At 71.9% G+C, this 19,279-nt stretch carries 19 protein-coding genes; 11 read left to right on the top strand and 8 right to left on the bottom strand.

The genetic code is table 11. The annotated features are described in order from the left end of the window. Positions 1-33: 33 nt before the first annotated feature. The 4 genes from J2S42_RS40725 to J2S42_RS40710 all read right to left on the bottom strand — a co-directional run bounded on the left by J2S42_RS40725 (position 34) and on the right by J2S42_RS40710 (position 4,204). Positions 34-777 carry a hypothetical protein gene (locus J2S42_RS40725; RefSeq protein WP_307248281.1) on the bottom strand — a complete coding sequence of 248 codons (744 nt, stop codon included), beginning with the start codon at positions 775-777 and terminating at the stop codon, positions 34-36. Beyond that, positions 774-1,595 (bottom strand): DUF6879 family protein, encoded by an 822-nt coding sequence (locus J2S42_RS40720; RefSeq protein ID WP_307248279.1) that lies wholly within the window; start codon positions 1,593-1,595, stop codon positions 774-776. The genes J2S42_RS40725 and J2S42_RS40720 overlap by 4 nt, the downstream gene beginning before the upstream one ends. A gap of 31 nt (positions 1,596-1,626) precedes the next feature. Further along, positions 1,627-3,093, bottom strand: coding sequence for a diguanylate cyclase domain-containing protein (locus J2S42_RS40715; RefSeq protein WP_307248278.1), 1,467 nt, complete (start codon positions 3,091-3,093; stop codon positions 1,627-1,629). Between the two features lie 70 nt (positions 3,094-3,163). Next, the gene (locus J2S42_RS40710) at positions 3,164-4,204 is read right to left on the bottom strand and encodes a lysylphosphatidylglycerol synthase transmembrane domain-containing protein (protein WP_307248276.1); all 1,041 of its coding nucleotides are present in this window, start codon (positions 4,202-4,204) and stop codon (positions 3,164-3,166) included. A 131-nt stretch (positions 4,205-4,335) separates the two neighbouring features. Between J2S42_RS40710 and J2S42_RS40705 the strand changes: the two genes are divergently transcribed. Continuing rightward, complete coding sequence (locus tag J2S42_RS40705; RefSeq protein WP_307248274.1) at positions 4,336-5,196, top strand: sigma-70 family RNA polymerase sigma factor; 861 nt, start codon at positions 4,336-4,338, stop codon at positions 5,194-5,196. Between the two features lie 56 nt (positions 5,197-5,252). On the opposite strand, the gene J2S42_RS40700 is transcribed toward J2S42_RS40705, so the two are convergent. From J2S42_RS40700 to J2S42_RS40690, 3 genes are all read right to left on the bottom strand, one after another. Then, entirely contained in the window at positions 5,253-6,110 is an 858-nt protein-coding gene (locus J2S42_RS40700; RefSeq protein ID WP_307248273.1) for a DUF4394 domain-containing protein, read from the bottom strand. A 115-nt stretch (positions 6,111-6,225) separates the two neighbouring features. Continuing rightward, positions 6,226-6,663 (bottom strand): BP74-related protein, encoded by a 438-nt coding sequence (locus J2S42_RS40695; RefSeq protein WP_307248271.1) that lies wholly within the window; start codon positions 6,661-6,663, stop codon positions 6,226-6,228. Positions 6,664-6,810: 147 nt separating this feature from the next. Beyond that, positions 6,811-8,544, bottom strand: coding sequence for a methyl-accepting chemotaxis protein (locus tag J2S42_RS40690; RefSeq protein WP_307248269.1), 1,734 nt, complete (start codon positions 8,542-8,544; stop codon positions 6,811-6,813). Positions 8,545-8,694: 150 nt separating this feature from the next. Here J2S42_RS40690 and J2S42_RS40685 point away from each other — a divergent pair, with 150 nt between their 5' ends. From J2S42_RS40685 to J2S42_RS40640, 10 genes are all read left to right on the top strand, one after another. Then, a complete protein-coding gene (locus J2S42_RS40685; protein ID WP_307248267.1) occupies positions 8,695-9,282 on the top strand; it encodes a chemotaxis protein CheW in 588 nt (195 codons plus the stop codon). Further along, positions 9,282-10,118, top strand: a complete 837-nt coding sequence (locus tag J2S42_RS40680; RefSeq protein ID WP_307248265.1) for a CheR family methyltransferase — start codon at positions 9,282-9,284, stop codon at positions 10,116-10,118. The genes J2S42_RS40685 and J2S42_RS40680 overlap by 1 nt, the downstream gene beginning before the upstream one ends. Further along, positions 10,111-10,599 (top strand): chemotaxis protein CheD, encoded by a 489-nt coding sequence (locus J2S42_RS40675; RefSeq protein ID WP_307248263.1) that lies wholly within the window; start codon positions 10,111-10,113, stop codon positions 10,597-10,599. The genes J2S42_RS40680 and J2S42_RS40675 overlap by 8 nt, the downstream gene beginning before the upstream one ends. Next, positions 10,596-11,936, top strand: a complete 1,341-nt coding sequence (locus J2S42_RS40670) for a protein-glutamate methylesterase/protein-glutamine glutaminase (protein WP_307248261.1) — start codon at positions 10,596-10,598, stop codon at positions 11,934-11,936. The genes J2S42_RS40675 and J2S42_RS40670 overlap by 4 nt, the downstream gene beginning before the upstream one ends. After that, positions 11,929-12,972, top strand: coding sequence for a methyl-accepting chemotaxis protein (locus tag J2S42_RS40665; RefSeq protein WP_307248258.1), 1,044 nt, complete (start codon positions 11,929-11,931; stop codon positions 12,970-12,972). Before J2S42_RS40670 ends, J2S42_RS40665 begins: the two co-directional genes overlap by 8 nt. Positions 12,973-12,981: 9 nt before the next feature. Then, positions 12,982-13,350 (top strand): response regulator, encoded by a 369-nt coding sequence (locus J2S42_RS40660; RefSeq protein ID WP_307248257.1) that lies wholly within the window; start codon positions 12,982-12,984, stop codon positions 13,348-13,350. Positions 13,351-13,423: 73 nt separating this feature from the next. Then, positions 13,424-13,696 (top strand): STAS domain-containing protein, encoded by a 273-nt coding sequence (locus tag J2S42_RS40655; protein ID WP_307248255.1) that lies wholly within the window; start codon positions 13,424-13,426, stop codon positions 13,694-13,696. Continuing rightward, complete coding sequence (locus J2S42_RS40650; RefSeq protein ID WP_307248253.1) at positions 13,693-15,822, top strand: chemotaxis protein CheA; 2,130 nt, start codon at positions 13,693-13,695, stop codon at positions 15,820-15,822. Before J2S42_RS40655 ends, J2S42_RS40650 begins: the two co-directional genes overlap by 4 nt. Positions 15,823-16,117: 295 nt before the next feature. Further along, positions 16,118-17,401, top strand: a complete 1,284-nt coding sequence (locus J2S42_RS40645; RefSeq protein WP_307248252.1) for a hypothetical protein — start codon at positions 16,118-16,120, stop codon at positions 17,399-17,401. Between the two features lie 68 nt (positions 17,402-17,469). After that, the gene (locus J2S42_RS40640) at positions 17,470-18,192 is read left to right on the top strand and encodes a ZIP family metal transporter (RefSeq protein WP_307248250.1); all 723 of its coding nucleotides are present in this window, start codon (positions 17,470-17,472) and stop codon (positions 18,190-18,192) included. Between the two features lie 117 nt (positions 18,193-18,309). Here J2S42_RS40640 and J2S42_RS40635 read toward each other — a convergent pair whose 3' ends face one another. Further along, positions 18,310-19,251, bottom strand: coding sequence for a sigma-70 family RNA polymerase sigma factor (locus J2S42_RS40635; protein ID WP_307248248.1), 942 nt, complete (start codon positions 19,249-19,251; stop codon positions 18,310-18,312). Positions 19,252-19,279 lie beyond the last annotated feature (28 nt).

The following is a 19,279-nucleotide window of genomic DNA, read 5'->3' as shown; positions in this document are numbered from 1 at the left end:
GGATCGGTGGGCGGTTTCACGGCTCCGGGCACCTCAGTGACCGGCTTCCGCTCCGGACGTGAGCGCGTCGGGGCGGCGGGCCGGCCGGGCGCCCGTCAGGAGCAGCGCGGTTGTGATCGTCACGTGGGCGGCCCAGGCCGCGGCGAGTGCCCAGCCGGTGCCGAGCGGGGCGGCCAGGTGGAAGGCGGTGAGGAAGGCGACCAGGGCCAGCGACGCGCGGGCGAACTGGCGGGTGAAGGCGGGCAGCGACCGGCGGGTCTCGATGACCACGAGCACGCCGGAGTACGGGAACGTGACCACGAACGCCTGCAGCACGCCCGCGAACTGCGCGATCAGCAGTGCCGCGGCCACCACCAGCGCCACCTGCGGCAGGGTCGGGCGGCGGCGCGGCTGGGGTGGGCCCGCTTCGGGTGGCGGTGGGCGGCGCAGGCCGATGGCCGCCCACAGCACGCACACCGCGGCCAGCACCGGCAGGAACGGCAGGTCACCGAGGGTGGTGAGCGGCCAGGCGACCAGCAGGTACGCCACGATCGCCAGCGTGTCGGCGAGCAGGATGTGCAGGCCGAACCGGTGGTGCAGCAGGCCGGCCAGCACGAAGAACAGCACCAGCAGCACCACCCCGATCAGGTGGCGGGCGTCCACCGGTGCGCCGGAGGCGACGAGGGCCAGCGTCATCGGCAGCGGCAGCGCGTAGACCACGGCCTTCCACCGCACCGACGGGATGAGCCGGACCGCGACCACCACGGCCGCGATGAGCAGCGCGGTGGCGACCGTCACGGGTGGGCCCGCTCGATGCAGGCGTCGGCCAGGTCGCGCAGGCGGCGTACGGTGCCGGGGTCGTGGTGGAAGATGTTGCCGCTGATGCCGCCGAACGGGTTCATCTCGGCCTGCCAGGCGTGGTTGTCGTCCCAGATGACCATGTTGACCAGCAGGTCGCGGGGGGCGTCCGCGTGGTCGAGGACGAGCGTGCGGACGCCGGCGGCGCGCTGCTCGGCCAGCAGTGCGGCGAACGCGGGCTCGGTGCGGTCGGCGACGATGAAGACCCGGGTGATCTGGACGCCCCGGGCGATCGCGGCGGTGTTGGCCCGCCAGTAGTCGCGGCCGAGCGTGGCGGTCCACCAGCCGGGGCCGACCGCGGTGATGTTGGTGACGGCCTGCATGCGGCGCCGGCACTGTTCGGTCCGTGACACCAGCTGGCCCGCGTCCCAGGCGTCGGTGCGCAACTGGCCGCGGGACAGGCCGTCCAGCTCGTCCACGAACCGGCGGCAGCGGCGGCGCAGTTCCTCGCGAGCATTGCGGTCCCGGTACTGCGCGGAGATCTGCGCGGTCAGCGCGAGGATCCGGGTCAGTTCGGGGCGCAGCGCGGGCACGGCGCCGACCAGGTCGTGCGTCTCGGCGCGGCGTTCCGCCCGCAGGCCGGCCCCGACCACGAACGTGAGCGTCGAGCCGAGCAGCGCCACGATGATCGCCTCGCCGGGACCGGCCCAGTCGACGAGGTTGAGCAGGACGCCCAGCGCGGTCGAGCCGGCCACGCCGGCCGCGGCCAGCCGCTCGTCGAAGGATCTGCGGAGCAGGCCCACGGGTCCGTCTGCCATACCGTCACAGTAGGGACCGGCGGCAACGACGTCACGCGAAGACCGGGCCGGTCCCCTTGTTGCGTTTCGCCTCGTACATCGCGCCGTCGGCGAGCTTGAGGACCTCGTCGGCCTCGTACTCCTGGCCGTCGGCGGGGGCGCCGTCGTCGTCGACCATGGCGATGCCGATGCTGGGTACGACGCGGGCCGGCTCGTCGCCGCCGACCGGGATCGGGACCGCGCAGTTGTCGATCATCCGTTGGGCGACCGAGCGGGCCGATTCGCGGTCGCCGACCGCGTGGCAGATGACGACGAACTCGTCGCCGCCGAGGCGGGCGACCACGTCGCCGCCGCGCAGCACCTCGGTGAGCCGGCCGGCGGTGACGCGCAGCACCTCGTCGCCGGCGTCGTGGCCCATCGTGTCGTTGACCTTCTTGAAGCCGTCCAGGTCGAGGAAGAACACGCCCATCGGCGGCGTGCCGGGCCGCCAGCGCTTCAGCGTCTGGGCCAGGTGGTGGGTGAGGAAACGGCGGTTCGGCAGGCCGGTGAGCGCGTCGTTGAGCGCGAGCCGTTCCTTGCGGCGCTGCTCGGTCACGTCGTGGTTGACCATGATCGCGGCGAACGAGCTGCCGGACTGCTCGGGCAGGCCGGTCAGCGAGCATTTGATCTCGACCTCTTCGCCGTCGGCGCGGCGCTGGCGCAGTTCGCCGTTCCACACGCCGGTCTCCCTGATGTGCGGGATGACGTCCTCGAACGTGAGCGGCTCGCCGTCCTCGTCCAGGAAGCGGGTGTCGAGCAGCGCGTGTGCGTCGCAGCCGACCGCGTCCGCGAGGCTGTAGAGGTACACGCCCTCGGCCGCGGTGTTCCAGGTGACGATGCGGCCGTCGCCGTCCCAGGAGACGATCACGTCGGAGACCTGGTTGACGATCTCGGCCTGGGCGCGCATCTCCTCGAACGCGACGGCGGAGCCGTTGAGCAGGTCGACCGTGGAGAAGCTGGTGGCGGCCATCTCCGCGACGGCCTGCAGATAGGCGAGTTCGTCCTCGGTGAACGCGTTCCCGCCGGCGTCCCGGGTGACGACCAGGATGCCGGTCGGGTGGCCCTCGGCGCGCAGCGGCTGCACGGCGGCGGCGCCGATGCCCCGCGCGGTCAGGCCGGCGACCACGGCGGGGTCGAGCGCGTCCAGGTTGGTGCGGATCTCCGCCGGATCGAGCACGGCGCCGACGCCGCTGATCGAGACGGCGGTGACGAACCCGTCGTACGCGCCGATCGTCATGCTGCCGGGCGCCGCGCGCAGCACCTGCTCGGCGGCCGGGTCGCGGTGGGTGGCCCCGATCCGGGTCAGCATCCGGTGCGTGCTGGACTGGGTCCAGACCGTGGCGCTGTCCGCGATCAGCGTGGCGGCGTGGACGATCACGGCGGCCAGCCGTGCGGGGTCGGCGAGCGCGCTGTTCGCGGCCCGGGCGATCCCGACCAGCGCCTTCAGGCGCGTCGCGTCGTTCATCGTGGCAGCCACCATGGCCATCCTCCTCCCCGCACGTGGGTACGAGACGCCTTTTCGGCGACGCGGCCATCACCCTGAGGAATCGTCACGTGAAGCGCGTCTCAGACGGCACCGGCGACGGACGGCGCAGCAGCGTCCAGGTGAACAACCCGGCCGGGATGATCAGCCAGCAGGAGAAGAGGCGGTAGCCGAGCACGGCCGCCGCCGCGGGTGCCTGACCGGCGCCGGCCGAGACCAGCGCGGCGAGCAGGCTGGCCTCGATCACGCCGATGCCGCCCGGTGTGATCGGGATCTGCCGCACCAGCTGCACCACCACGTAGACCGCGCCGAGCTGCACGAACGTCAGCGGCAGGTGGAACGCGTACGCGACCGCGGCCAGGCAGCACAGGTCGGTGAACCAGTTGACCACCGCGAACAGCAGCGCGAGCCGCCGGTACCGCCCGTGCATGCCGGCCGCTACCGGACGGACCGCCCGCAGCGTGGCGAGGAACCCGCCGTCCGGCGGATCGAAATCGGCCGCGGGCGTGGGCGTGCGGTGCCGGTCGTGCAGCACGCTGGCCGTCAGCAGGGCGACCAGCGCCAGCGCACCGGCACCGGCCGCCACGGTCCCGGCCGGGTGCGCCGACCACGCGGCCGCCGGGTCCTCCAGCACGATCACCAGGTAGCCGAGCAGGTACAGCACCACCAGTCCGAGCACGGAGAAGACCCCGGACAGTGCCATCGCGGTGGTCGCGGCCGCGCGGCTCGCACCCCACCGGCGGAACGTCCGGAACGCGAACCCGGCCGACATCGCGGACCCGGCCGGCATGGTGATCGCGATCGCGGACCGGCTGTACGTCATGGCGAGCGCCTGCCCGAGCCCGACCGGTACGCCGAGCCCGCGCAGCAGCCACAGCTGCTGGCGGGCGAACATCGCCAGCGACACCCACTCCGCGACCAGCCCGAGCAGCAGCCACCACGGGTCGGCCGTGGTGATCGCGGTCCAGACGTCACCGGCGTCCGGCAGCCGGTCGCGCAGCAGCACCAGCGCGGCCACGGCCGGCACCGCGAGCAGTGCCGGCCGGGCCCAGCGGCGGACGGCCGAGCGCTCCGTGACGTACCCCCTGAGGTCCGGGTGTTCCTCCATGGTGCCGAGGGCTGAGGGTTTCCCGGATCGGTTCAACCGGATCGCAACTTTCGGCAACCGGCGGTGCACCCGGCGGACCGGAGAGTTCTCCCTGGCCAGCGACGTGCTGACTTCCACGGGGGGAACCGCAGATGAGCATCACCACTTCCACGCTGACCGACCGCGAGCGCGAGGACATGATCCGCGCGAACATGGCTCTGGTCGGCCACCTGGTCCGGGACATGCTCGGCCGGGTCCCGGCGCACGTCAACCGCGACGACCTGACCTCGGCCGGCCTGGCCGCGCTGGTCACGGCGGCCCGCGGGTTCGACCCGGAGCGCGGCATCCCGTTCCACCGGTTCGCCGCGACCCGGATCCGCGGCGCGTTGCTGGACGAGCTGCGCGGCCTGGACTGGGCGTCGCGCTCGGTGCGCAGCCGGGCCCGGGCCGCGGACACCGGCCGGCAGCACCTGACCGCGACGCTGGGCCGCACGCCCACGCCGCAGGAGCTGGCCGAGTACCTGGGCGTCCCGGTCGCGGAGATCAACTCGACCGAGGACGACGTACAGCGCGCGGTCGTGCTGTCGCTGCAGGGCTTCACCACCGGCAGCGCGGACGACATGGTCACCGAGTCGACCATGGGACCGGAGGAGATGCTGGTCCACCGGGAGCGGATCGGCTACCTGCACAACGCGATCGATGCGCTGCCGGAGCGGCTGCGGATCGTGATCACTCGGTACTTCCTGAACGAGGAGCCGATGGCGGTCATCGCGGCGGAGCTGGGCGTGACCGAGTCGCGCATCTCGCAGCTGCGCGCGGAGGCGCTGACGCTGCTCAAGGACGGCCTGAACACGCACCTGGACCCGGAGCAGGTCCAGGCTCCGGGCCGGCCGGACGGGTGCGTGGCACGCCGCCGAGCCACCTACTTCGCGCAGATCGCGAGCAAGGGCAACCTGAGCAGCCGCCTCGCGTTCACCAACCACCAGGGGCTGCCGACGCACCTGGCCGCATAGCGTACGAGGCAAGGCCCGCCACCCTCCCGTTGAGGTGGCGGGCCTTGCCGGTTCCCTCAGAGCGCGATCGCGATCTCGACGACGTCCAGCGGGAAGTCGTCCACCCGCGTGGCGAGCCCCGAGGTCAGGTCGATCTGGTACTCGGTGGAGATCAGGGTGATCGGGTCGACGAACACCGCGAACCCGGTGTTGGCCACCGCGCGGCCGTTGCTGACCGTGGTGTTGATGTCGAAGCCGCTGTTCAGCGACGGATCCACGCCGAACTGGCCGATCGGGAACAGCATGCCGCCGGCCGGCGGGTTCTGCAGCGACAGCTGGTTCTTCACCGTGTCGACGTCGGACAGCAGCGTGGCGGTGGTGTTCGACAGGTCGTTGTTGGTGTACGCGACGCCGGTGATGCCGGTGGCGGTCTGGCCGGTGTTCCCGTCGGTCAGCCCGGTCTGCGCCGTGGTGGTGTTGGTGTTCAGGTCGTAGCTGAGGTTCTGCCCGTGGTTGCCGACGATCCGCAGCCGGTCCGCGGCCGGGTTGAAGTCCACGCCGAACGACTGGCCGCTCAGCGCGACGCTGAGCTGCCCGACCTTCGCCAGGGTCGGCGCCGCGACGGCCGGCGGGAGCGTGATCTTGTAGATGCCGCCGTAGTTGCCGACGCCGTAGAGCTGGCCGTCCAGCACCCGGAAGTCGAGGCCGATCAGCGAGGTGTCGGTGGACAGCCCGACGACCCGCCGCACCCAGTCGTTCTGGCCCGGGTTGTCCGTCTTCCAGGTCAGCATGCGCTGGCCGTCGGTGAGCAGCCCGTAGGCCATCAGGCTCGGCGTGGCAGCCTGGCTCGCGGCCGGCTGGGACACGACGATCCCGGTCGTCGCGGCCGCCATCACGGCCGCGGCCGCGAGAATCTTCTTGAGGCGCGCTGTCATGGTTCCTCCCCCAGTTCGAGTGACTCGCAGAAGCTATGCGGGGGTACGGGACGCGCGCTGGACGCCGACTGGACGCCACCCGGGGGCGGCGTCCGGTCGAGCGCCGTACGGCGGATCAGACCTTGATTTCCCCGGTCAGCTGCGAGCTCCACGGGCAGAAGTACGCGCCGGGCAGGAACGCGCCACCGACCTCGTCCAGGTGGTCCTCGACGTACGGCAGCGTGGCGTCACAGACCTCGATCGCAACCTCGAAGAACGAGACGGTGTCCGGGTCGACGTGGAAGCTGTAGTGCGGGTTGTAGTCCGCCGGGGTCTTCTTGATCCGGCCGAGCAGGTGCGTGGTGTTCTTCTCCTCGCCGGAGAGGATCGCGCGCGCCTTCGCGATCTTCTCCGGGTCGGTCAGCTTGAGGACCAGGTCGTGATAGCTGCCGTGGGTCCGTACGCCGAAGTAGGCGGCCTCGGCGGCCCGTGCCGCCGTCGGTGCCGCTAACGCGCCGCCGGTGAGTGCCATGACGGCGGCCGTCGCGAGGCCGCCGATCCGTGCCTTCTGCATGTCTTTTCCCCCATGTCACAGGCGTCGCCCGCCACGTGGATCATGGCGGGCCACCCCGAAAGCTACTGGTGCTCAGCGCTCCCACCAGCAAGATCCAAAAACTTCGGGGGTACGGCGTGAACGCCGTACCCCCGAAGAATCCTGATCTTAGAATCGGTCGAACTTGGCCTCGATCTCCGGCGCGAACGAGTCCTGGTCGCGCCGCGAGTAGGACGGGCCGCCGGCGACCGACGCGCCCTGTGCGGAGTAGTAGCCGGTGCCGTTGCCGCCCATCCGGCCCGCGTGCTCGCGCCCGGCGTAGTCGGCGCCGGCGTAGTCCGTGCGGGCCCGCCGCACCGGCGCACCGACCTGGAAGAAGTCCATCATCGTCTGCAGCTGCGTGGTCTGCGCGGACATCTCCTCCGCGGTCGCGGCCAGCTGCTCGCTGGACGACGCGGTCTGCTCGGTGACCTTGCCGATCTGGTTCATCGCGATGTTGATCTGGCGTACGCCGGTGGACTGCTCGCCGCTGGCCGCCGCGATCTCCTGCACCAGGTCGGACGTGCGGATGATGCTCGGGATGATGGTGTTGAGCAGCGAACCGGCCCGCTCCGCGGTCTGCACGCTGCCGGACGCCAGCTCGCTGATCTCCTGCGCCGCGACCTGGCTGCGCTCGGCCAGCTTGCCGACCTCGGTGGCGACCACGGCGAAGCCCTTGCCGTGCTCACCGGCGCGCGCGGCCTCGATGGTGGCGTTCAGCGCGAGCATGTTGGTCTGGAACGCGATGTCGTCGATGATCCCGATCTTGCTGGTGATCTCCTTCATCGCGTCCACGGTCTTCTGCACCGCCTCGCCGCCCTCCAGCGCCTCCGCGCGCGCCTGCGCGGCCATCTCCTCGGTCGCGCGCGCGTTGTCGCTGTTCTGCGCGATGCCGGCGGTCATCTGCTCGAGGCTGGACGTGGTCTCCTCGATGCTGGACGCCTGCTCGGTCGCGGCCTGGGAGAGGCTCTGCGACGCGCCGCTGATCTGGCTGGCCGCGTTGTTGATCTGCGCGGACGAGTCGATCACGGTGCTCACGGTCTCGGACAGCCGGTCCAGCGCGCTGTTGAGCGCCACGCCCATCCGGCCGACCTCGTCCCGGCTGTCCACCTCGAGGCGCTGGTCGAGCCGGCCGGCCGCGAGCCCGGACAGCACCGCGACCGTACGCTCCAGCGGGCGGGAGATCGACCGGGTGATCAGCTGGACCATGACGAGCATGAAGATCAGCGCGAACACGATCAGGCCGATCAGCACGATCCGCGCGGTCTCGTAGGCGGTGGCGGAGGCCTCGGTGGAGGACTTCGCGGCCATGTTCTCCGCGTCGAGCATGCGGGTGAGCGCCTCGTCGATCGAGTTGGTGATCGGCGCGACCTTGTCGTCCACGATCTGGTTGAACTGCGCGTAGTTGTTCCTGGCGCCGGCCGGGATCAGTTCGTCCCGCACCACCGCCTGGTAGGCGACGAAGTCCGCGTCGATCCGGTCGCGGTCGGCGTCGGCGCCGGCCACGTCCCGGCCGTCGACCTGGGACCAGGCAGCCGTCAACGCCGCCAGGGTGTCGTTCACCCGGACAGTCGCGGTCTCGTTCTCCTCCGCGGTCTGCGCCATGCCCAGTACCCGGGTGGAGATCCGGACGTCGCGGTAGGCGATCGCCACCTGGTCGAGCGACCTGGTGTTGTGCAGATGCACGTCGTACATGGTCGACAGGCGGTCCTGGGCGCTGGCCAGTTGCACGATGCCGACCACCCCCACCACCAGCAGCAGCAGGCCGCTGATCAGCGCGAGCCAACGCAGTTTCCAGGCGACCGACAGGTTCTTCAACCCGAAACCGGTGGACGGTGGCCGCGCGTGGGACGTGTTCGCCATGAGGGGGCTCCTCGGTTGATCTTCGCCTCGGAGTCCCAGCGTAGGCAGCAACATCCGCCTTTATCCGACAAAAGCTCATATCGGTGTCTTAGGCGGCGACGACATGATCGGATGAGCTGGTTCTCGCACCACAGATCGAGAGGAGCGGCGGTGAGCGACGTGTCCACCATGCCGGCGACCCGGGCCGGGTCCGGCCGCTATCTGACGTTCACGCTCAACGACGAGGCGTACGCGCTGGACATCTTCCACGTGCTGGAGATCCTCGAGTACCGGAACCTCACGGTGGTGCCGATGATGCCGCCGTTCATCCGCGGAGTGATCAACCTGCGCGGCCGCGCGGTGCCGGTGATCGACCTGGCCATCCGCTTCGACCGCGGCACCACCACGGTCCGGCGCCGGACCAGCATCATCATCGTGCACATCGACGAGACCGGCCTGGAACCCGGCCCGGGCGGCACCGACGGCGACGGCGGTCAGGACATCGGCATCCTGGTCGACTCCGTCAACAAGGTGGTGGCGCTGGGCGAGGACGACATCGAACCGGCGCCCAGCTTCGGCTCCGGGATCCGGGCCGACTACATCAGCGGCATGGCACGCCGCGACGGAGACTTCCTGATTCTGCTGGATGTCGGCAACGTTCTGTCGATCAGTGACATGGTCAGCCTGGGCGAAGCGGCCCGCGCGCGTGGCCGTGCCATCGAGCCCGACCCCGACGAACCATCCGACGAAGGAGTCTGATGCAGCAGTCGCTCACCAGCCGGCCCATCGGCCCGGACGAGTTCGCCTACATCACCGGCCTGCTCTACCGCGAGACCGGCATCCGGATGACGCCCGGCAAGGAGGCGCTGGTCACCGGCCGCCTGGACAAGCGGCTGCGCGCGCTCGGCCTGAACGGCTACGGCGAGTACGTACGCTACCTGCGCGGCCAGGCGGACAACGGCCCGGAAGTGCGTCAACTGATCAACCTGCTCACCACGAACGAGACGTTCTTCTTCCGCGAGCAGCAGCACTTCGAGTTCATCCGGGACACGGTGCTGCCGGAGCGCGACCGGGCCCGGCCGTTCCGGCTGTGGAGCGCGGCCAGCTCCACCGGCGAGGAGGCGTACACCGCGGCCATGGTGCTGTCCGAGGCGCTGCCGGACCAGCGGTGGGAGATCGTCGGCACGGACATCTCCACCCGCGTGGTCGAGGGTGCGCAGCTCGGCATCTACCCGCTCACCGCGGCCGACAAGATCCCGCACCAGATGCTGCGTAAATACTGCCTGCGCGGCCGGGACGAGTACGACGGCAGCATGGCGGTCGCCCGCCCGCTGCGCCAGCGGGTCAGCTTCCACCGGCACAACCTGATGGAGAACCTCGGGCACCTCGGCCGGTTCGACGTGATCATGCTGCGCAACGTCATGATCTATTTCGACCCGGAGACGAAGCGGCGGCTGATCGCCCGCCTGCAGGAGATGCTGCAGCCCGGCGGGCACCTGATCGTCGGCCGGTCCGAGTCGCTGAACTCGATCCCGTCGAAGCTGGTCATGGTGGAACCGTCGATTTACCGGATCCCCGGGCAGCAGCGTGGCTAGCCTCATGGAGGTGGTGCTGAACCCGGGCGAGTTCTGCTTCGGCGACGCCGACACCCGCATCCACACGCTGCTGGGGTCGTGCGTGTCGATCACGCTCTGGCACCCGCGGCGGCGGGTCGGCGGGATGTGCCATTACATGCTGCCCACGCGACGGCTGCCCGGCCGGGCCGGGCAGCTCGACGGACGGTACGCCGACCATGCGGTACAGATGTTCCTGCGCGAGGTCGGCCGGCACGGCACCCGCCCGTCGGAGTACGTGGCCCGGATGTTCGGCGGCGGCAACCAGTTCCCACCCGCGCAGCGCCGCGGCCGCGCGCCGGACGTCGCGCGGGACAACATCGAGGCCGGGCTCGCGCTGCTCGACCGGCACGGGTTCCGCCTCGCCGAGACACACCTCGGCGGGCGTGGCGCGCGCCGGCTCTCGTTCGACGTCGCCACCGGCGAGGTCGAGCTGCACGCGACGTCCCGGCAGGCGTCATGACTCCGGGCGGCGGCATCGGCGTGCTGATCGTGGACGACTCCGCGGTGGTGCGGCAGGTGCTGACCGCGCGGCTCGCGGCCAGCCCCGGGATCGAGGTGATCGGTGCGGTCGCCGACCCGGTCTTCGCGATGGCCCACATGAACCGGGAATGGCCGGACGTGGTGGTGCTGGACCTGGAGATGCCCCGGATGGACGGGCTGACGTTCCTCAAGAAGATCATGGCGGTACGGCCGACGCCGGTCGTCGTCTGCTCCGCGCTGACCGCACGCGGCGCCGAGACCGGGGTCCAGGCGCTCGCGGCCGGTGCGGTGGCGGTGATCCCACGGCCGGTCACCGGGCTGAAACAGTTCGTGGAGTCGCAGTCCGGCGACATCGTGGCGGCGGTGCGCTCCGCGGCACTCTGTGCGCAGCCGGGACGGGCATCCGTACCGCCGCATGTCCTGGATCTGGCTCTCGCGCCGTCCGGCGCGGAGCGCGCGGCGCTCCGGCCGCACCCGGCCGCACCCACCACGCGACTCGCGCGACCCTTTCCGCAGCCGGCCACGCGACTTGCGCCGCCCTCGGCCCCGCGGTTCAGGCCGCACCTCGGCCCGCCGGCCACGCCACTCGCGCCGCCCTCGGCTCCGTCGCCCGCTCCGCTCACGCCGGCGTCGGCCACGCGCCTCGTGCCGCAGCCGGCCCCGACCGCGCGGCTCGGGTCACCGCAGGCCGCGCCGGACGAGAGCGCCCTGCCCGACCTGTCCGCACACAAAGGCAATAAAGCGGTCGTCAGCGCGGAGCGAGTCGTGGCCATCGGGACGTCGACCGGCGGGACGAAGGCGCTGGAGGTGGTGCTGCCCGCGCTGCCGCGGTCGGTGCCCGGCGTGGTCATCGTGCAGCACATGCCGGAGCGGTTCACGGCCGCGTTCGCGCGGCGGCTGGACTCGATGTGCCGGGTGCACGTGCGCGAGGCCGCGGACGGCGACGAGGTGCTGTCCGGGACCGTGCTGGTCGCGCCGGGCGGGCGGCACATGGAGTTGATCAAGATGGGCAGTGGCTACCGGGTGCGCGTGTTCGACGCGCCGCCGGTCAACCGGCACCGGCCCTCGGTCGACGTACTGTTCCGGTCCGTCGCGCGGGCGGCCGGCAACGCGGCGCTCGGCGTGATCATGACGGGCATGGGCGACGACGGCGCCCGCGGCCTGCTGGAGATGCGCCAGGCCGGTGCGTTCACGGTCGCGCAGGACGAGGCGACGTGCGTGGTGCACGGTATGCCGCACGAGGCTGTCACGCTCGGCGCCGTCGACCGGGAGGCGCCGCTCGGATCCATCGCGGAGGTGATCCACCGGTATGGCTGAGATGCTCTGGGTTCTGCTGGGCGTGGCCGTGGGCGGTGCGGCCGGTTTCGGTCTCGGGCGGCGGCGCGGGCCCACCACCCTCGCACCGTCCCGGGCCGAGGATCCGCACCTGCACAGCATCAGCCGGCTCGCCGGCTCGCTGGCGCCGGTCTGGTCCGCGCAGATCACGTCGTCGCGGACGCAGATGGAGACCGCGGTCGGCACGCTCACCGAACGGTTCGCCGAGATCGTGGAGAACCTGGACACCGTGCTCGAGTCGTCCACCGGCGTGCTCGACGAGGGCCAGGGCGGCACGTTCGACCGCAGCCGGGAACGGCTCGGCGGCGTGGTCGGCACGCTCGACGACGCGCTCTCCTCCAAGCGCGCGACCGTCGCGGAGCTGCGCACGCTGCTCGCGTTCAACGACGAGCTACGCCAGATGTCCGGCGAGGTCACCGCGATCGCGGCGCAGACGAACCTGCTGGCGCTGAACGCGTCGATCGAGGCGGCCCGGATCGGCCGGGCCGGTGCCGCGTTCGGCGTGGTCGCGGACGAGGTGCGGCAGCTCGCCGACCGGTCCGCCGGCACCAGCGAACGGATGGCCTCCAAGGTCGGTCACGTCGAGTCGACGATCAGGACGCTGCTCAGCCACGCGGAGGAGACCGCGGAGCGCGAGGACGAGGCGGTCGCCGGCGCGAACGCGGAGGTCCAGGCCGTGCTCGACGACCTGCAGGGCGTGGTCGCCGGGTTCCGCGACTCGTCCGCCACGCTGTCCCGTGCCGCCACCGGCATCCGCGGCGACATCAGCGCCTCCCTGGTCAACCTCCAGTTCCAGGACCGGGTCTGCCAGGTGCTGGAACACCTGCAGGCCAGCATCGACCGGCTGCCGGCCGTGGTCGAGGAGGCAGGCGAACGCGCGCGCACGGACGCGCCGCCGATCGACCCGGACGCGGTCCTCGGCGAGATGGAGGCCAGCTACACCATGGCCGAGGAGGTGGACGCGCATCGCTCCGGCAGCGGCGCGCAGGTCCGCGACTCGGAGATCACGTTCTTCTAGGGGGATGAGATGGGGAAGACCATTCTCGTGGTCGACGACTCCGCGTCGGTGCGGCAGGTGGTCAGCATCGCGCTCAAGGGCGCGGGCTACGACGTGCTGGTCGGCACGGACGGCAAGGACGCGCTGGCGAAGCTGGACGGCCGCCGCGTCCACCTGATCATCTCCGATGTGAACATGCCGAACATGGACGGCATCACGTTCGTGACCGAGGCGAAGAAGCTGCCCGCGTACAAGTTCACGCCGATCATCATGCTGACCACCGAGTCGCAGGAGGACAAGAAACGCCAGGCGCAGGCCGCGGGCGCGAAGGCGTGGGTGACGAAACCGTTCCAGCCCGAGCAGATGCTCGCGGCCGTCAGCAAGCTGATCGCGCCATGAGCGAGCTTGCGAGCGAATTCGCCAGCTCAGTGCCGGACGAATGTCGCCGGGGGAGCGCAGCGGAGGAGGCGGCATGAGCACCGTGGAGCTGGCCGGTGAGCTGACCATTCACGCGGCGGCCGAGCAGGCGCCGCGGCTGCTCGCCGCGCTGGAGGAGAAGAGCGTGCTGCGGGTACGGCTGGCGGACGTCACCGAGATCGACACGGCCGGGCTGCAGATCCTGCTGCTGACCCGGCGCGAGGCGGCCCGGATCGGGTCGACGGTCGAGTTCCGGGACGCGAGCCCGGCGGTACGCGAGGCGCTGGCGATCGTGCACCTGGACCCCGCTCTGGAGGCGATGTCGTGAGTTTCACCGACGATGACGCGACGGAAGCGCTGGACATCTTCATCACCGAGGCCCGCGAGCTGCTGGAGTCGCTGGAGGAGGGCCTGCTCGGGCTGGAGGCGGACCCGGACGCGGCGGAGACCGTGAACGCGGTGTTCCGGTCCGCGCACACGCTCAAGGGCTCGGCCGGCCTGTTCGGCCTGTCGCACCTGGTCAGCTTCACGCACGTGGTGGAGACGCTGCTGGGGCACGTACGCGAGGGCGAGGTGCGGGTCACGCCGGAGCTGATCAGCGCGCTGCTGCCGTGCGCGGACCACATCGCCGGGGTGATCGAGGGGGTCGCGGCCGGCCGGCTGTCGGCCACGCCGGAGGAGGAGACCGCCGGGTCGGCGCTGCTGGCCCGGCTGACGCCGTTCCTGCCGGGGTCGTTCGCCGCCGCCGCTCCCGCACCGGACGACGCCGCCGCGCCGGCCGGTCCCGGCGCGCGCGGCTGGCGGCTGAGCCTGCGGTTCGGGCCGGATTGCCTGCGCAACGGCATGGACCCGCTGTCCTTCGTGCGCTACCTCGGCACGCTGGGCACGCTCGACCGGGTCACGATCGACGACTCCGCGCTGCCGGAAGCGGCCGACATGGACCCGGAGACCAGCTACCTCGCGTTCGAGATCGACCTGCTCACCGACGCGCCCAAGCCGGAGATCGAGTCGGTCTTCGAGTTCGTCCGCGAGGACAGCGACATCCGGATCACGCCGCTCGCCGCCGCGTCCTACGTGGACTACATCGAGGCGATGCCGCAGCGGGACCGGCTCGGCGACGTGCTGCTGGAGAGCGGCGCGGTCACCCCGACCGAGATCGACACCGCGCTGCGCATCCAGCGTGAGCGCTCGCTGTCCGTACCCATCGGCCAGGTGCTGATCGAGGAGGGCCTCGCGGACCCGGCCGTGGTCGAGGCCGCGCTCAGCCGCCAGCGCAAGGTCGCGGACAGCCGCTCCGGCGACACCCAGACGATCCGGATCGACGCCGGACGCCTCGACCGGCTCATCGACCTGGTCGGCGAGCTGGTCATCGCGCAGGCCAGCACCACCATGCTCGCCGCCGGCGCCGAGGCGCAGGGTGAGGTCACCCGGCTGATCGACGAGGTCCGGCACAGCGCGCTGTCGCTGCGCATGGTCCCGATCGGCATGACGCTGCGCCGCTTCGAACGCGTGGTCCGCGACGTCTGCGTCGACCTCGGCAAACAGGTGCAGCTGACGATCACCGGCGGCGACGCCGAGATGGACAAGGCGCTGGTCGAGCGGATCAGCGACCCGCTGCTGCACCTGGTCCGCAACTCGCTCGACCACGGCATCGAACCCCCGGCCGAACGGGTCCGCTGCGGCAAGCCCGCGGACGGCTCGCTGCGGCTGCACGCCTACCACGACGCCGGCAACATCGTCATCGAGGTCGCCGACGACGGCCGCGGCCTGGACCGCGACCGGATCCTCGCCAAGGCCGTCGACCGCGGCCTGGTCCCGGCCACCGCCACGCTGACCGACGCCGAGGTCTACGACCTGATCTTCGAGCCCGGCTTCTCCACCGCGGAGACGGTGTCCAACCTGTCCGGCCGCGGCGTCGGCATGGACGTGGTCCGCCGCAACGTGGCCGCGCTGCGCGGCAGCATCGAGGTGGAATCGGTCCGCGGCCACGGCGCCACGATCCGCATCCGGCTGCCGCTGACCCTCGCCATCATCGACGGCTTCCTGGTCGGCGTCGGCCCGTCGTCGTTCATCGTGCCGCTGGACCGGGTCACCGAGTGCGTGGAGCTGCCACCGGGCCCGCAGGGCCGGGACTGCATGAACCTGCGCGGCGAGGTGCTGCCGTTCATCCGGCTGCGCCAGATCTTCGGCATCCCCGGCACCCCGGCACGCCGCCAGAACGTGGTGGTGGTCGAACAGTCCGGCCAGCGCACCGGCCTGGTGGTGGACGCGCTGATGGGCGAGTTCCAGACCGTCATCAAGCCACTGGGCCCGCTCTTCGCCAACCTGAAGGGCGTCAGCGGCTCCACCATCCTCGGCAACGGCGACGTGGCCCTCATCCTGGACGTCGGCCCCCTGGTCTCCGAACACACCGACCACGAACGCGCCCGCCAGGCCCCGGTCCCGGTCGGCTGACGATCCGCCGCCGCACCCTGATCAGCGCAGGTCGAGCCGGACGCCGTCGTCGGTGAGGTGGCGGACCAGGTCGTCGACGGTGACCGCGGACGTCCAGCTCTTCCGGGGTAACGATCGCCGCGTCCCCACCGGGCCGCCGCGATTGCGGAGGACGGTGGAACCTCGCTCGCCGTCGCCGAGCGGGACTATTGGTGCGCCGCCGGTCGCCGGTACGTGATTCGCCGAAGGTGTTGTTCTCGTGACATTCCCGGGTGGGTGTGGCCGGGTCGCAACCTCGGGCTGGCAGAGTCGGGGGATGGCGCAGCGGGAGGATGAGCGGGACAGCGGTCTGGGCGTGGTCTACCACAACCTGGACACGCAGGTCCTCACCGTCGGGCGGCGGCCGCGGCGCCGGCGGGCGGGGCGGCAGACCGGGATGGTGGCGGCGGTGCTGCTCACGGCCGCGTTGATAGCGTCGCCCGCGATCGTCTACGCGGGCATGCTGCCGGACGGGCCGCGGGCCGAGCCGGAGGGCGTGGTGCCGGCCGGCGTGGACGTGCCAGCCAGCCCGGTCCCGGCCACGCCGGCGCCGAGGTCCGGGCCGATCACCGTGGACGAGCTGCGGGACTTCGCGCTGCCGCAGGTGCCGGCCGGCTGGACGTGCCCGTCCAGCGGTGTCACGGCCGCGGAGGAGCCGGCCGTGGGGGCGGTCTGGGCCACCTCGGTCGCGCACGGTGACGTGGACGGTGACGGGGCGGCGGACGCCGTGGTCGTGCTGCGGTGCGTGCTGAAGGAGTCGGCGGGGCCGGAGGCCGCGGTCGCGTTCACCCGGCTCGGGGCGGACGTGGTGCCGATCGGCGTGGTGACGGTGACGACCGGGACGACCGTGCAGTGGCTGACCGCGGTCCGGGTGGCGGAGGGCGGCGCGATCACCGTGACGTTCGGTGACCTCCAGCCGTACGCGGATCAGCCCGTGGAGTGGACCCGCCACCAGGACGCGGATTTCTGGTACACCGGGAACGGCCAGTTCACCGGCTCGCTGCCGACGTTCACGCCGCTGGCGAACCCGTCCGGAAGATCAAGAGCCGATCTGTGGGTACGGAGTGGGAACCTCACCTACGACGCGGACGGTGCGGGCACGATCTCGCTCACCGTGGGCAATCGCGGGCCGGTCGTGGCGGACGACGTCTGGCTGACGCTCGACCCGGGCGGCCCGCTGAGCGCCCGCGTCCAGGGATGGGACGCGTGCCTGGAGGTCCGCACGACCGCGCCGTGGGCGGTGCCGACCGCGGCCGGCCGATCGGTTCCGCTGTCCTCCGGGGCACCGGAAGCGACGCCCGGCGCACCGGCGGTTCCGGGCGCGGCCGTCGCCACGCCCGGCGCGACAGCGGCCGTGGAGACGCCGGACGGCGGGTTCCCGGTGCAGTGCCGACTCGCCGACCTCGGTCCCGGCGAGGAGCGCAGCCTGCTGCTCGTGGTCCGCCGCGACGGCGGGTCCGCGCCGCAGGGGACGGTCGTGGCCTACCGGCGGGCGCTCGGCGGCGCCCCCGTCCCGGATCTGAAGCCGGGCGACGACCAGACCGTCTTCGCCGTCCGCTGACCCGCTGGGCACGAACCGCGCCGGCGCTCGACGGGCGGACCCACCCGCGGCGGACTAACATCGGCCCGATGCTGGAAGCGGCGTTCTGGGGTTTCGTCGGCGGGTTCGCGCTGCTGGTCGGCGCGGTGCTCGGCATGGTCCGGCCGGTGCCGGACCGGGTGGTCGGCGTGGTGATGGCGTTCGGCGCCGGTGTGCTGATCTCCACCGTCTCGTTCGACCTGGTCGAGGAGGCGTTCCTCGAGGCGGGTGCGGTGCCGGTCGGCATCGGCATCCTGGCCGGCGCGATCACGTTCTTCGCCGGGGACGCGATCGTCGACCGGCGCGGCGGCGACAGGCGCAAACATCCGGCCGCGAACGCCGGCGGCGCCGCGCTCGCGCTGGTCCTCGGCGCGATGCTGGACGGCATCCCGGAATCGGCCGCGATCGGTGTCTCGCTGCTCGGCGGCGGCGCGGTCAGCACCGCGGTGGTCGCCGGCGTGTTCCTGTCCAACGTGCCGGAGTCGCTGTCCGCCGCGGTCGGGCTGCGCGCGTCCGGGCGGTCCGTGCGCTGGATCCTCGGCCTGTGGGCCGGCGTCGCCGTCGTCTCCGCCGTGGCGGCCGCGCTCGGTTACGCGCTGCTCGGCGGCGCGGGCGCGGCCACGATCGCGGTGGTGCAGGCCTTCGCGGCCGGCGCGATCCTCACCATGCTGGCCGACACGATGGTCCCGGTCGCGGTCAAATACTCCGGCCCGCTGGTCGGCATCGTCACCTGCGCGGGCTTCCTCCTCGCCTTCATGCTCACCCACGCCTGACCCGCACGCAGCACCGGCTAATGCACAACGCCGCGGCCGGCCGTCGCGCAATGCCGCGGTCAGCCGGTGCGTCAGGCGACGCCGGACCGGAGCATCGCGGAGTCTCCGTTCCCGACGTCAGCTCACGGACGGCACGCCGGAGCCGGCCGGCCCGGTCATCGGCAGGCCGAAGCGGGGGAACAGGCGCGCGACGTCGAGGAAGTTCGTGACCGCGGCGATCCGGCCGTCAGTGATCTCCAGGGCGATGAGCGACCACGGGCCGGTCGTACGGTACTGGGCGTACCCGGGAAGGCCGTTGATCGTGATCGGGACGAGGCGGGAGCCGCGGCACCCGGCGCCGGTGCCGGTCATCCAGGCGCGGATGTCGGCCGGGCCGCGCAGCCAGAGCGGAACCGGGGGCATGGACAGCGTCGCGTCCTCGTGCAGCAACGCGGTGAGCGCGTCCATGTCGTACGCCTCGAACGCGCGCACGTAGCGGTCGAGCAGCGCGTTCTGCGCGGTGTCGGTGACCGTGCGGACGTCGCCGGGCGTGGTGCCGGCCAGCGTGGCGCGGGCGCGCTGGAGCGCGCTGTTGACGCCGGCGACGGTCATGTCGAGCAGGTCGGCGACCTCGGCGGCGGACCAGGCCAGCACCTCGCGCAGGATCAGCACGGCGCGCTGGCGGGGCGGCAGGTGCTGGAGCGCGGCGACGAACGCGAGCCGCACGGTCTCCCGCCCGGCGACGACCACGGCCGGGTCGTCCGGGATCGGGCCGAGCCAGGTGGCGTCCGCGAGCGGAGCGCCCGGTGACGTGGCGTGCCCGGAGCCGGCCGGCCCGAGGTCCATCGGGCGGACGCGCCGCTGCGCGCCGGTGAGCATGCTCAGGCACACGTTCGTGGCGATCCGGTAGAGCCACGATCGCACCGCTGACCGTCCCTCGAAGCGGTCGAAGCCGCGCCAGGCCCGGACCATCGTGTCCTGCACGGCGTCGTCGGCCTCGAACGCGGAGCCCAGCATGCGGTAGCAGTACCCGGTCAGCTCGGGCCGGTAGGCCTCCAGCTCGGTCACCACGTCGGTCATGAACGAGAAATCTATCCGCGGGCCGATG

This window comes from Catenuloplanes indicus, from assembly GCF_030813715.1.
Classification (GTDB): domain Bacteria; phylum Actinomycetota; class Actinomycetes; order Mycobacteriales; family Micromonosporaceae; genus Catenuloplanes; species Catenuloplanes indicus.
Note: the sequence above shows the minus strand (reverse complement) of the source record. Positions and strands in the feature narration are given on the sequence as shown.